General features: G+C 59.9%; 10 protein-coding genes. 6 read left to right on the top strand and 4 right to left on the bottom strand.

What is annotated here, in order from left to right; translation table 11 throughout:
• Positions 1–29 precede the first annotated feature (29 nt).
• Positions 30–1142: an iron-containing alcohol dehydrogenase gene (locus tag J2T09_RS08630; protein ID WP_306833295.1), complete on the bottom strand. Its 1113-nt coding sequence runs from the start codon at positions 1140–1142 to the stop codon at positions 30–32.
• Positions 1143–1444: 302 nt separating this feature from the next.
• Here J2T09_RS08630 and J2T09_RS08625 point away from each other — a divergent pair, with 302 nt between their 5' ends.
• The 5 genes from J2T09_RS08625 to J2T09_RS08605 all read left to right on the top strand — a co-directional run bounded on the left by J2T09_RS08625 (position 1445) and on the right by J2T09_RS08605 (position 7278).
• Entirely contained in the window at positions 1445–2116 is a 672-nt protein-coding gene (locus J2T09_RS08625; protein ID WP_306833293.1) for a GntR family transcriptional regulator, read from the top strand.
• A gap of 1 nt (position 2117) precedes the next feature.
• On the top strand, positions 2118–3656 hold the full coding sequence (locus tag J2T09_RS08620; RefSeq protein ID WP_306833291.1) for a UxaA family hydrolase: 1539 nt from the start codon (positions 2118–2120) through the stop codon (positions 3654–3656).
• 56 nt (positions 3657–3712) lie between these two features.
• Positions 3713–5272, top strand: coding sequence for a GMC family oxidoreductase (locus tag J2T09_RS08615; RefSeq protein WP_306833290.1), 1560 nt, complete (start codon positions 3713–3715; stop codon positions 5270–5272).
• A gap of 80 nt (positions 5273–5352) precedes the next feature.
• Complete coding sequence (locus J2T09_RS08610; protein ID WP_306833288.1) at positions 5353–6147, top strand: SDR family NAD(P)-dependent oxidoreductase; 795 nt, start codon at positions 5353–5355, stop codon at positions 6145–6147.
• Positions 6148–6171: 24 nt separating this feature from the next.
• Positions 6172–7278 (top strand): glycerol dehydrogenase, encoded by a 1107-nt coding sequence (locus J2T09_RS08605; protein WP_306833286.1) that lies wholly within the window; start codon positions 6172–6174, stop codon positions 7276–7278.
• A 607-nt stretch (positions 7279–7885) separates the two neighbouring features.
• On the opposite strand, the gene J2T09_RS08600 is transcribed toward J2T09_RS08605, so the two are convergent.
• On the bottom strand, positions 7886–8089 hold the full coding sequence (locus J2T09_RS08600; RefSeq protein WP_306833283.1) for a DUF982 domain-containing protein: 204 nt from the start codon (positions 8087–8089) through the stop codon (positions 7886–7888).
• 36 nt (positions 8090–8125) lie between these two features.
• On the opposite strand from J2T09_RS08600, the gene J2T09_RS08595 reads away from it, so the two are divergent.
• Positions 8126–8296, top strand: a complete 171-nt coding sequence (locus J2T09_RS08595; protein WP_306833281.1) for a hypothetical protein — start codon at positions 8126–8128, stop codon at positions 8294–8296.
• Between the two features lie 245 nt (positions 8297–8541).
• On the opposite strand, the gene J2T09_RS08590 is transcribed toward J2T09_RS08595, so the two are convergent.
• Positions 8542–9624, bottom strand: a complete 1083-nt coding sequence (locus J2T09_RS08590) for a tryptophan 7-halogenase (protein WP_306833280.1) — start codon at positions 9622–9624, stop codon at positions 8542–8544.
• Complete coding sequence (locus tag J2T09_RS08585) at positions 9621–12557, bottom strand: LodA/GoxA family CTQ-dependent oxidase (RefSeq protein ID WP_306833278.1); 2937 nt, start codon at positions 12555–12557, stop codon at positions 9621–9623. Before J2T09_RS08585 ends, J2T09_RS08590 begins: the two co-directional genes overlap by 4 nt.
• Positions 12558–12819 lie beyond the last annotated feature (262 nt).

Here is a 12819-nt window from a genome sequence, read left to right as displayed (position 1 = left end):
AAGCCCGGCCTTTGCTTTTTTCGCCGTGCTCAGCGCGACTGGCGAAGAATTTCCAGATATTCATCCCGCGTTGCGATGCGCGGATTGGTTCCGTGGCAATGGTCCTTCAGCGCCTCGCCCGAAACCTTTTCCATCATCGCGTCGGTGACGCCCATCGCATCGAGCCCCGAGGGCATGCCGATTTCGCGGTTGAGATCGGCGATCACGACATCCGGTTCACCGCCGAGAATGTCCGCCATTACATCCCATTTCGCGCCGATGACGGGCCGGTTGAAACGCAGCACCGCCGGCATCAGGACAGCATTCAAGGTGCCGTGATGCAGATTGAGTTCGCGGATGGCGCCGAGTGGATGGGTGAGTGCATGAACCGCGCCGAGCCCCTTCTGAAAGGCCATCGCGCCTTCCAGGGCCGCCATCATCATGTTCCAGCGGGCCTGGCGGTCCTGTCCGTTGCGTACGGCATCGCGGATGGCCGGAAACCCGCGCCTGAGACCGTCGAGCGCAATCGCTTCGGCCGGAGGGTTTACCGATGGCGCCATATAGGTTTCGAGACAGTGCGACAGCGCGTCCATACCGGTCGCAGCCGTCAGGAAGGCCGGTAGCCCATAGGTCAGTTCAGGGTCGCACAGCGCGATCGTCGGCAGCATGTGACCGCTCAGAATGCCAAGCTTGCGTCCCTCGGCCGTGATGATGACCGCAGCGCGCCCGACTTCCGAACCGGTGCCCGAGGTCGTCGGCACGGCAATCATCGGACAGATGCGGCCATGAATGCGCGACGCGCCCCCTTCCACGGCGGTATATTGGGCAAGCGGGCCTTCATGGCCGCTCAACAGGCGGACAGCCTTGGCAAGATCGAGCGACGAGCCGCCACCCAAGCCGACGATACCGTCGCAGCCTTCCGATTTATAAAGCGCGTGCGCGGCCTCGACCGCTTCCTCGGTCGGATTGGCCGGCGTGCCGTCGAATACGACGGGGCGCTCGTCGAACAAGGCAAGCACCTTTTCGACAAGTCCGCTCGAGACCAAGCCGCGGTCGGTGGCAACTAGAGGGCGCTTGACGCCGAGCTCCGCCAGCAGCGCCGGCAATCGTGCGATCGCGCCTTCGTCGAATTCGATACGGGTAAGATAATTGATCGTTGCCATCGTTTTGTAGCCACCATGCCTCTGTCGGCGTCCGCCGCAATCGCTCCGCATCACGGCAGGCACAAACCTCCCGGACAGGGTGACGATCTCGTCGGCGCATGTCTCATTTGCTGAAATCCACCGGGCTCCTGACCGATGTTTTTCTCCTCCGCCAGCAGCGCCTAACTTTCCTCTTGCGCCACCAACTAATATATTGGTTATATAAGGTCAGAAGGAAATCAAGCTGTCAACGAAAATTATTTATCTTGAATAATGCAGGCATTTCAGCAAAATAGGGGCAAATAGAGAGAGTTTCGTCAAAAATGAAGCCAGTTCAAAAATCCGATAAGATATATGGGATCCTGCGGCAGGCGATCGTTCATCTGGAGATGGAGCCAGGTGCCGTGATCTCGGAAAAAGACCTTTGCGTCGATTTTGGCGTGTCGCGCACGCCTGTTCGGGAAGCCTTGCAGAGGCTCGCCGACGAAGGTCTCGTCGATATCTTTCCGCATTCCGGCACCTATGTCAGCCGCATCTCGTTTACGGTGGCCGAGGAAGGTTTCGTCATCCGCAGGGCGCTCGAAATCGAAAGCATCCGCAAGGCGACGGCGCGGATAACCGACGAGGACGTGATCGAACTGGAGGGAATGATCACCGGCATGCAGCAATTGCTGGATCGCAACACGCTCGAGCTTTATCTCGATGCCGACGACGCGCTTCACGGCAAGATCGCGGCGATCAGCGGCTATCCCAACATCTGGAAATTCATCACGCTGGCCAAGGTGCATCTCGACCGCATGCGCCAGTTGAGTGCGCCGGTGCCGGGCCATCTGGCCAAGGTGACGGACCAGCACGAAGCAATCATCTACGCACTGAAAAATCGCAGCGCCGACCAGGCGGAACTGGCCATGCGCATCCACCTCGATTCATCCTTCGCCGTCATGGCGAACATGTACGAGGACAAGATTTCCCTGTTCGAAAAGAAGGGCGGCTGACATGACGGCCTATGAAACAAACTCGCCGCTGCTGCGGCTGAACGGTCGCGACAACGTCGCGATTGCACGCGTCACGCTTGACCCGGCACCTTTCGCCGAGATCGGAGGCGCTTTTCTCGCCGAGCGCATCACGCAGGGCCACAAGGTCGCCATCGCCTCGCTGAAATCCGGTGATCCGGTCATCAAATACGGCCAGATCATCGGTTTTGCGAACAGGGACATCGCGGTGGGCGAACATGTCCATATCCACAACATGGCCATGGGCGACGTCGAACTTTCCCATGAATTCTGTGTCGATGCGCATGAGCCGGATTATGTTCCTGCCGAACGTCGTGCCACCTTCATGGGCTATGCACGGCCGAATGGCAGCGCCGGCACGCGCAATTACATCGCCATCATCTCGTCGGTAAACTGTTCCGCCACGGTCTCGAAGGCCGTTGCCGCCCATTTCGCAGTACCGGGCCGCCTCGACGATTACCCGAATGTCGATGGCATCATTGCGCTGACCCATGCGGGAGGCTGCGCCATCAACACCAAGGCGGAAGGTTACGCATTTCTGACCCGCACGCTTGCCGGTTATGCGACCCACCCCAATGTCGGCGGTGTGGTGATGATCGGTCTCGGTTGCGAAACCAACCAGATCCCGGCCATTCTTTCCGCGCACGGACTTGCAGAAAGCGACCGTTTCCGCGCCATGACCATTCAGGCAACCGGCGGGACCCGGCGCACGATCGAGGAAGGCATTGCGGCAATCGAGGCCATGCTGCCAGGCGTCAACAACGTGGTGCGCACACCGCAACCGGCTTCCATGCTGAAACTTGCCCTCGAATGTGGCGGTTCGGACGGATATTCCGGCATTTCCGCCAATCCTGCACTGGGCCATGCGTCGGACCTTCTCATTCGCCATGGCGGCACGACCTGTCTTGCAGAAACGCCCGAGATATATGGCGCCGAACATCTTCTGACCCGCCGGGCAGCATCGCCCGAAGTGGCTGAAAAGCTGCTGCGGCGCATCGCGTGGTGGCGCGATTATGCCGAACGCGGCAATGCCGAACTGAACAACAACCCTTCGCATGGCAACAAGGCCGGCGGCCTCACCACCATTCTGGAAAAATCGCTCGGCGCGGTCGCCAAGGGCGGCACTTCGCGCCTCAATGCGGTCTATGAATATGCCGAGGCCATTACCGCAAACGGTTTCGTGTTCATGGACACGCCCGGTTACGACCCGGTGGCCGTCACCGGCCAGGTGGCCGGAGGCTGCAACATCATCTGCTTTACCACCGGCCGTGGTTCGGTTTCCGGTTTCAAACCGGCCCCTTCGCTGAAGCTTGCGACCAACACGCCGATGTTCGAGCGCATGAGCGAGGACATGGACATCAATTGCGGCACCGTGGCCACCGGTGACGAGAGCGTCGAACAGGCCGGTGAGCGCATATTCCAGATGATCATCGACACCGCCTCCGGCGCCAGGACCGCGAGCGAAACCTACGATTACGGCGACAACGAATTCGTGCCCTGGCAGGTCGGGGCCGTCATGTAACGCAGAAAACGAGGCGAGATTGCGCGGGATGGGCGCACCGCCGGGAGGAGAATATCATGAATGCTATCAAGGATTTCTACGATGTCGTCATCATCGGCGCCGGTGTTGGCGGCGGTGCGATGGCCAATAGGCTCGCCGGTCACGGCCGCAGCATCCTGATGATCGAGCGCGGGCCGCGCCTGCCGCGCGAACCGGACAACTGGAGCGTCGACGCGGTATTTCATACCCGCAAATACGCCACCAAAGAAACCTGGCGCGATCGGGACGGCAAGGATTTCAATCCGAGCACCTATTATTATGTCGGCGGTAACAGCAAGTTCTTCGGAGCCGCGACATTGCGCTTCCGTGCCGAGGATTTCGAGGACCTGCAGCACGAGGATGGCCTCGCGCCGGCCTGGCCTGTCCGTTATTCCGAATTCGCCCCCTATTACGATATCGCCGAAAAACTGATGGGCACCCATGGCACGGCAGGCATGGACCCGACCGAGCCTCCGCGCTCCGGTCCCATGCCCTATCCAGCCATCGGGCATGAGCCGGAGATCGCCTTTTTCGAGCGCAAGCTGCGGGACAAGGGTTTGAACCCTTTTCCGCTGCCGATCGCCATCGACTATCACGAGGGAGGCAGCTGTGTCCGCTGTCGCACCTGCGATGGCTTCGCCTGCCAGCTTGGCGCCAAGGGCGATGCCGAGGTCAGGCTGGTCAATCCTGCTCTTGCGAAGGGTGGTATCGACCTGGTGACGGAAGCCTTTGTCCACCGTGTCATCACCGATCCGACCGGAAAACGCGTGACCGGCGTGGAACTCACGGTCAATGGCGAAACGCGCACGATCGGCGCCGACCTCTTCATCTCCAGCGCAGGTGCGATCAATTCATCTGCGCTGCTGCTGCGCTCCGCCAATAACACGCACAAACGCGGCATCGGCAACAACATGTCCGACCAGCTGGGCCGAAACTACATGGCCCATAACAACACCGCCATGATGGCGATATCGCCCTTCCGGAAAAACCGGGTGGTGTTTCAAAAATCGATGGCGATCAACGATTATTACCTGGCCAACCGTGAAAAGCCCTATCCGCTCGGCAATGTGCAGGGCCTGGGCAAACTTCAGGGCGGCATGCTGACGGCGAATGCCCGCTGGGCGCCGGAATGGCTGATGTCCATGTTTGCCGAACGCAGCGTCGATTGGTGGCTGATGTCGGAAGATCTGCCGGACCCGAACAACCGTGTCAGCCTCGACCCGGACGGCAAGATCAGGCTGAGCTACACGGCCAACAACCTCAAATCCCACAGTGAACTGGTGAAAGTGTGGAGCGCCCACATGCGCTCGCTCGGTTACCCTTTGATCATCACCAACAAGATGGACATCAAGGTGTCCATGCACCAGTGCGGCACGGCGCGTTTCGGCAGCGATCCGCAGACTTCGGTGCTCGATCCCAACTGCAAGGTCTGGGATGTCGATAATCTTTACGTCGTCGATGCATCCTTCCTGCCCTCTTCGACGGCGCTCAACCCGTCGCTCACGATCGTGGCCCAGGCCACGCGGACGGCGGAGCACATCCTCAGCCAGTGGGGCGCGACCGAAACCCCGCCGATCACCGCCAGTTCCGCCGCCTGATTTCGGCAGCAAAGGCTTCAGCAATCTCGTTCACCGGGCGCGGAGGCGTCCGGTACCTGTCAAAAAGGGAGGAGTCGCCAATGAGCGGCGCGCATAACTACATCAACATGTTCAATCTGAAGGGCCGCAAGGCGATCGTCACCGGGGGCTCGCGCGGCATCGGCAAGGCGCTGGCGGAAGCCCTGGCCGCACACGGCGCGGATGTTGCGATCGTGGTGAAATCCTCGCTCGAGCGGGCCGAAAAGCTGGCCGCAGACCTCAAGGCAAGCGGCACGGACAGCTTTGCGATCCAGGCGGATGTCGCACTGGAGGACGATGTCCAGCGCATGACGGATGCCGTCATCGAACGCTGGGGCCGTATCGACATCCTTGTCAACAATGCCGGCATCGTGTTGCCGGCGGCCGCCGAAGATTGCGCGCTGGAGGATTGGCGCAAGACCATGTCGGTAAACCTCGATGGCGTGTTTCTTGTCTCACGCGCCGTTGGACGCCAGATGATCACGCAGAAAAGCGGATCGATCATCAATATCGGATCGATGTCCGGCCGTATCGTCAACTGGCCGTTCCGCCACGCAGCCTACAACGTGTCCAAGGCCGGCGTACACATGCTCACCAAGGCTCTGGCCACGGAATGGGCAGAGCACGGTATCCGCGTCAACGCGCTGGCACCGGGCTATATCATGACCGAACTCACCGACGACGTGCTCAGGGAACATCCGGACGTCGTCAACAATCACTGGGCCAAGGGCGCTGTGCAGAACCGCATCGGAACGGTGGAGGAACTCGCCGGCGCGACGATTTATCTCGCAAGCGATGCATCAAGCTTCACCACCGGCGAAGTCATCACCATCGACGGCGGCCTGACGCTGCGTTGACATCATAACCGAAGGACTATTTTCATGACACAACGTGGTTATGGCGGGCCGCTCCGCTACGTCCAGGGCCCGGGCGTGATTGCCGATCTTGGCCTCTATGTCGAACCGCTGGCAAAATCCGCTCTCATCGTTATCGACAGCTTCTTCTGGGAAAGCCTCAGGCCGGCCATCGAAAAATCCCTGTCACAGAAGGGTGTCGCCAGCCATTTTGTCCGCTTCGGCGGCGAATCAACGGATGCCGAAGTCGCGCGATGCGTCCAAGACGGCAAGGCCGCTGGCGCCGGTGTGGTGATTGGAGTGGGGGGCGGAAAGGCGCTGGACACGGCAAAAATCACAGCCTTCAACATCGACGCCCGGATCGTGACGGTGCCGACCATCGCATCCACGGATTCTCCCACCAGTTCGATCGGAGTCATCTATTCCGCCGAGGGTGTTTATGATCGCGTCGTTCGATGCGGTCGCAATCCGGATGTCGTGCTGGTCGACAGTGCCTTGATCATACAGGCACCGGTGCGCTTCCTCGTCTCGGGCATGGGCGACGCATTGTCGACCTGGTACGAGGCGCGCTCCAATCTGGAATCCCGATCCAACAACTATATCGGCAACGGTTATGCCGCCACGATCGGTGGCGCGCAAATTGCGCGCGCCTGCCATGACACGCTGATGCGCGACGGTCGCGCGGCTTTTCATGCAGCCAAGGGCGGGAAGCTGACGGCAGCGGTGGAAAACATCATCGAGGCGAATACGCTTCTTTCAGGCCTGGGATTTGAAAATTGCGGCGTATCGGCAGCCCACGGCATCCATGATGCGCTGACTGTACTCGAGCCGACACACAAGTTCTTTCACGGCGAGAAAGTCGCTTTCGGCATCATCTGCCTACTTGTGCTGGAGAACCGCCCGCCGGAGGAACTTTACGAGGCAATCGACTTCTGCATCGACATCGGCCTGCCTGTGACCCTGGCAGAACTCGGGCTCGAAAACGTCTCGGCGCAAGACCTTGCGAAGGTCGGCGAGCTTGCGATGATGCCGACCAATGTCATCCACTCGACGCCGGTCGCCCTGACGGCGGCACTTGTGTCGGACTGCATCTGGACAGCCAGCGAAATCGCGACACAACGACTGCGGACCTAGTGCCTGAAACGCCTTAGCCAATCATCGCTTGAGGTTACCGCGTGACAACTCGCAACATTCCGAAGCTGGTCCTCCGTGCGCTGATCGTCCGCTTTGCCTCGGCATATTTGTACGTGCGACGCGGTGTGGCACCAAGCGTATATCCTCGCGCTGCGGAGCGCGAGGAAGGCGGGATAATCTTTACCCATCTCTGGTAATTGCCGTTCCTGGAACCTCGATCCTTCGACAACTTATTCAAGACGCTTGAACGAGGATAAGAAACTCTCGGAGGTCATTTCGCAACAACGAACAAAAAACGTAGAAGAGTTGAAGGGATCTGTGCCATCGACCCGCACATTTTCTGGCTGAGCTTACAAAAACATTTCAGGGCGTCGCAACCGCATCATCTATAGATCAGGTTTCGACGTTTCTGATGATGTGCCTGTAGACGACAAGGAGGAGGAGAGCCTCGTTGGTGACGACGAGTTCCAGTTTCGTCGATCGCTCTTCACAAACACGAACGAACCGATGGCAATGCACATCAGCATCCAGCCCGCGCGTTCGAGCTCCACATCTTTCGGCATATCATGCCCCCCGCTTGCCTCTCATTTGACGCTCAGCGATGGCTTTAAAGCGCTGCTTCGAACAATTCGCGTGCCTCGTCAGGCGATGCTCGGCCATCCAGTGCCATCTGGATGCAGTTGTCGGCCACGGCGCGATGCAGGTCCGTGCGGTGTGCCCCGTGCTCGGCGATGAACTGGCTAGCTTCGAATGCACTGAAGACCAGATGCGTGCCGGCAATCACCGGCTTGTCCCATAGGAGAATTGTCATTTTTCACTATTCAGTTTCGATAATTATAGGACGGGTATGATCCCGCTGATCAAAATCCTTGCCGCCAGCTATTCTGCGGTCAGGAACACCGCAACCTGCCAGCACGCCACTATCGAACTGTTCGCAGAAGATACGCTGACCGCACAGAACGACATCGCACCAGAACCGACGCGCCATGATCGCCAGCTCAACTCGCCGATCACATGACGGGCAAGTTCCTGAGGCAGCGCGTGATCGCAACCGAACTTGAACGCACTCTGCGGCAACCGTGACTTCATCGACTGCAAAGCCGGACGGCGCGAGGCGCGCTTGTTGAAATCGTCGTTGCATAGTTGATACCACGGTGAACCAGCGGAAGCATCATATTCAAGAGCAGCAAATGTGAGTCAGAACCAATATTGGACATCGATAAGGGGGCAACATTCCGAGCCGATTGACGGACAAGGCAAAGATCATGGCCGAAAGCTAGCTCCACTGATACGCCTGTGCCAGAAAGGAGTGTCTGGCCAGCGACGTTCCATGCCGTAATAGGTCATGTAATGTGCAAGATAGGCGCGCCAGATACGGCCAATGCGCTCGGCGTGTAGTTGTATCGCCATCGTGTTGCCGGCAAGAAGGGCAAGAGTGCATTCGCCGGCTTCCATGCCAGTCACCAGTGCGTTGAGCAGTCCTTGCGACGAGAGCGGATCGAGCGAAATGGCGCAGTCGCCAGCCGCCAGCCAGCCATCACCAGCCGCGCTTGCCGCCGAACTGTGAGCTGCGCAGGATTGGGGTGGGAGGGCAGATGCCGGTTCTATGTCGCCCATGGCCTCCACCAGACCTGGCACACGCTGTGCCACCGCGACCGGTCCGGCGCGCAGTATGGTGCGTAGCGCAGCTTCGTCGCTGTCGCCGTGAAAGGCGACGATACGCCAGCCGTCATGCAAAGCAGCAGTATACCACCAGCCGTCCGGCATGGCTTGAGTGTAGGTGGAAGGATTGCCATCACCGCACTGGCGCACGCGCTGATATACACAGGCAAGTCGATCCATCCTCACGCGCCGCTGGCCGAACGGGTGCAGCAAGCGCGAGCGTCTGCCACTGGCATCGATGATTTGGCGCGCTTCCAGTGTCTCGCCATTGCCAAACGTCACAGTCCAGCCGACGTCTGTGCGCTGCAGCCTGTCGACCGCGACGGGTGTCAGCAGAACAGCACCGCGGGCCGCTGCATCTGCACGTAGATCGGCTTCGAAACGAGCGCGGCCAAGCCGCCAGCCGACACCATCCGGATCCCGAAATGCATCGATCGTAACGGGCTCGTCTGATCCCCACCTGCTTACCTTGACAGGCGCTTCGGCATGTCCCGCCGTGGTAAAACGCTCCCACCCGCCGATCGCGACCAGCACACGGCGGGCAGCGCCGGGTAGAGTCTCGCCAATCCGCCAACCGGGCGCGGCTATCCGATCGATCAACACCACCGATGCGGATGGCGCAATCGTTGCCGCGGCAGCGCAGCCAGCTGCGCCACCGCCGATCACAGCAACGTCAAACCTCATCGTTGCGGCGGTAGCCCGCGCGGAAACCGGTTGACGAGATCGATGGAGGACACATCGACTTCGGTTGCTGAACGCACGCCCCGACGCTGCGTTGTTGTCGGGCGCGTTTCGCGTGGCGCCATTCCGGCCAACTCGCCCCTTACGGTATAATGTTCCTCTTCGGGTGTGATCAGCTTGGCGTAATCCTCGACCTCGATGAAGGCTGGAAATTCGGGATCTCCCGGCCCCTCGCGCACCTCGACCACGCCCAGAAAATCGAAATGCTGGATCATGTTGTTGATCTGATGCGTGTAGCCGTCGGCACCCAGCGGTTCGATCCAGGCCTCGCGATTGGCGAAAGCCTTTTTGCGCTCGGACAATGGCCGGCTCTTGTCCATAACGATGTCGTAATTTTCCTTTGTCAGAACTTCATTGGGCACGCGTGCGGGCCAGAAGGAAGGCACATAGGGATCATAGCTCGGCGTATAACCCGAACGACAGCTACTCGTGTCGGTTTGCCAGGGAACCGCCATCCAGCGGGTGATGCCGCCGGGCAATTGCCCATAGAGCGGGCCGTTGGGGATCGTCACAGAATCCGTCGTCAGCACTTCGCTTTGCAATGGCTCGACCCAGCCCTTGGGAGCATGGAGGAAGCGGAACGGCGCCATGTACATGCTCGCCGAACGCACCGGCCAGGTCATCTCGCATCCCGGATGAAAAGCATCGGCAAGACAGAATTCGAGCGCGGCCTGGGTCAGCATATCGCCTTGTTGGGCAAGCGGCACCTCATCGATACTGCCTGGAGGCTTGTGACCGGCATCGTAGTCGTTGTCGAAATTACCCTGCGCCCAACAGTCCAGCATCGCCATCTGACAGTCGCTCAGGACGGCGTTCTGGCGCGGCGTATCTGCCGGCGGTATGTTCATGGCGTCACCATAGAGCCAGGGCCATGGCACCGGGGAGTAGCTGTCAGTCTGAAAGTTGCGGAAATTGTTGTAGATCACGCGCCGCTGCTCGCGGAATGCCGGGCTTGTGCTGCTCAGGCGTGAAAGAGCTTCGGGGCTGGTAAGGTCGAATGCGCCTTCCCAGCCGAAACCGCCCGCAAAGCCCGCATTGACCCATTGCAGGCCTTCCATCCGCTCGAAGATCGGCAGAATCTCCCGGGTAAACGACGGACGCTTCGGCGCGGCAAGCATCTTGGCCTTGATCGCGACATCGCGCATCAGGTCCCACATGGTGCGCACCGATTTGCGTTGTGGTCCGTAATTGGGTGGAGCCACGACCACCCAGGACGGAACGACCTGGATCTCCATATCATCGAGCACCACTCTGGCGGTCACCGGACCGTCCGAGACGTCGTCGTACCAGCCTTCGTTATTAGCGAAGGTGATCGCAGCCGAGCCGTCGTAGCTTTGGGAGATGCCCTTGCCCCCCAGAACGGTGAGCCGCCCGGCTTCGTCTGTCATCGCTTCGCCCAGCGCGACCTCGATATCCATGAACCGGCCCTCGAAGCGCGCGCTCGCTCCGGCGCCACGCAGTGTCTGGGCTTCGGGCCTGATGGCAAGGCGGGAACGATCGGCGACGCCGGGATTGCGCAGTGTCGTGGGCGGCGCATAATTCGCTTCGGGAATGTCGAGCGCCAGCTGAAAGCCAAACCACGCCGCCTTCGTATTGGCCAGTTCTACCTTCCATTCGATTTCGGCACCGCCCTCCCCGCCGGTCAGTTCGCGCACGATGTCACCGCGCGCATTGCAGCCGTAGATGCGGAAGCGCGCCGCCTGCCGCTTGAGCTTCATGTCCTTGTCGCGATAGCTGCCCGGCGGCAGTGGCCGCGGATCAATCACTTCAGGACCGTAGAAATACTCGTCGCTTGATCCAACGCGGGCGATGCCTATCGCGGGATAGATCACGGCCTGAACGATGCAATCGTCTTTCGCAAAAGGCTCCGGCAGGACAGGGCGCGGTTCGCCTGGGTCCTGCAGTGGCTGGCCGTTTGCGGTGTGGCGCAATCTGGCGCCTGCCGCGTAGACGTCACGGCGGACCACGGCGATCGATGAGGCCTCGCTCGGAGCATTGGCCGGGGGCACACGCCAGATATTGAACGAGAGCCCCTGGCCATAGTCCGCCTGGCCGCGTGCTTCCACGCGCTGCCGCGGAATTTGCAGCGTGGCGACGGGTATGAACGGGCTTTCGTCTTCCGGCCATTCGACCATTGCCTTGTCGAGCGGCATGGTTTCCGGATTGGTGCGACGCTGTATTTCGAGAACGAATTGATAGCCGCGCTCGGACAGACGGTTTACCATGTCCGTTGCCAGATAATCGGGTGCATCGTCAGGCACATCCTCCGGCGCGGTTTCGGGAACCAGCCGGTATTTGACGATTTCGTCACCCATGCGGAACGGCAGGATCGCCCAATAGGTTGTGGTGAGGACCGAACCGCGCGGAGCCGTCATCGCATTGAGGACGGCATTCGTCTCGGGATGGGAAGCCAGGTAAGCGTCATAGTCGCGCTGGACGACGCCGGCATAGGTGAATTCCACCATCTCCTGGGCATCGTTGACGAAAAAGCGCGCTGCGTTCTGCATGATCAGATCGGCGGTGTTGCCGGCTTCACCGAGCGCATTCTCACCCGGCACACCGAACAATTTGATGCCGATGCCGAGCGTTGATCCCAGGTCGGGCGCATTCGGTGCCGTATCGCTGGAAAAGCGCATCCAGGCATCGAGCCGTTCATGCGCGAATAGACCGACGCACAATTCCTCGGGAATGTCGGGATGACGGACAAACCGGCCGTGCACGACACCGTGCAGCTTGCGAAACACCGCCCGCTCCGCCGGCGGAGGCCCGATGCGGGTACGCTTGGCCTGCCCCATCTCGACGAACATTTCCACCAACCGCTTCGTGGCTGTGCCGGGTGTATCGAAGCATGTGGGGACGGGAAGTTCCTTATCCATAATACACTCCTGAAATTGTTGAATAAAGCGTCACTATTTCCAGCGCAGCCTAATATCGCAATCATAGGTTGTCTATGTTGAATTTTCACACGATATACCAAATGTCAGCCCGACATTTGATGCCCCCTACCCCACCCTACCGCCGGCCTCGGTTCTTCGGCTGAAATTCGCCCAACCATCTGGGAGCCCCAGCCGTACGCGACTGCGGCCTCATCACCGAATATCAGGTCTCAATTCACTGATCCGGGCCGACAATCATCAG

The sequence above is a fragment of the Neorhizobium huautlense genome (assembly GCF_030811685.1).
GTDB lineage: Bacteria > Pseudomonadota > Alphaproteobacteria > Rhizobiales > Rhizobiaceae > Neorhizobium > Neorhizobium huautlense_A.
Note: the sequence above shows the minus strand (reverse complement) of the source record. Positions and strands in the feature narration are given on the sequence as shown.

Bases quoted from the DNA above. Each gene is read 5' to 3' on its own strand.
- J2T09_RS08610 (WP_306833288.1), top strand. From the start codon at position 5,353: ATGAGCGGCGCGCATAACTACATCAACATGTTCAATCTGAAGGGCCGC.
- J2T09_RS08620 (WP_306833291.1), top strand. From the start codon at position 2,118: ATGACGGCCTATGAAACAAACTCGCCGCTGCTGCGGCTGAACGGTCGC.
- J2T09_RS08605 (WP_306833286.1), top strand. From the start codon at position 6,172: ATGACACAACGTGGTTATGGCGGGCCGCTCCGCTACGTCCAGGGCCCG.
- J2T09_RS08625 (WP_306833293.1), top strand. From the start codon at position 1,445: ATGAAGCCAGTTCAAAAATCCGATAAGATATATGGGATCCTGCGGCAG.
- J2T09_RS08630 (WP_306833295.1), bottom strand. From the start codon at position 1,142: ATGGCAACGATCAATTATCTTACCCGTATCGAATTCGACGAAGGCGCG.
- J2T09_RS08585 (WP_306833278.1), bottom strand. From the start codon at position 12,557: ATGGATAAGGAACTTCCCGTCCCCACATGCTTCGATACACCCGGCACA.
- J2T09_RS08590 (WP_306833280.1), bottom strand. From the start codon at position 9,624: ATGAGGTTTGACGTTGCTGTGATCGGCGGTGGCGCAGCTGGCTGCGCT.
- J2T09_RS08615 (WP_306833290.1), top strand. From the start codon at position 3,713: ATGAATGCTATCAAGGATTTCTACGATGTCGTCATCATCGGCGCCGGT.
- J2T09_RS08595 (WP_306833281.1), top strand. From the start codon at position 8,126: ATGATCCCGCTGATCAAAATCCTTGCCGCCAGCTATTCTGCGGTCAGG.
- J2T09_RS08600 (WP_306833283.1), bottom strand. From the start codon at position 8,089: ATGACAATTCTCCTATGGGACAAGCCGGTGATTGCCGGCACGCATCTG.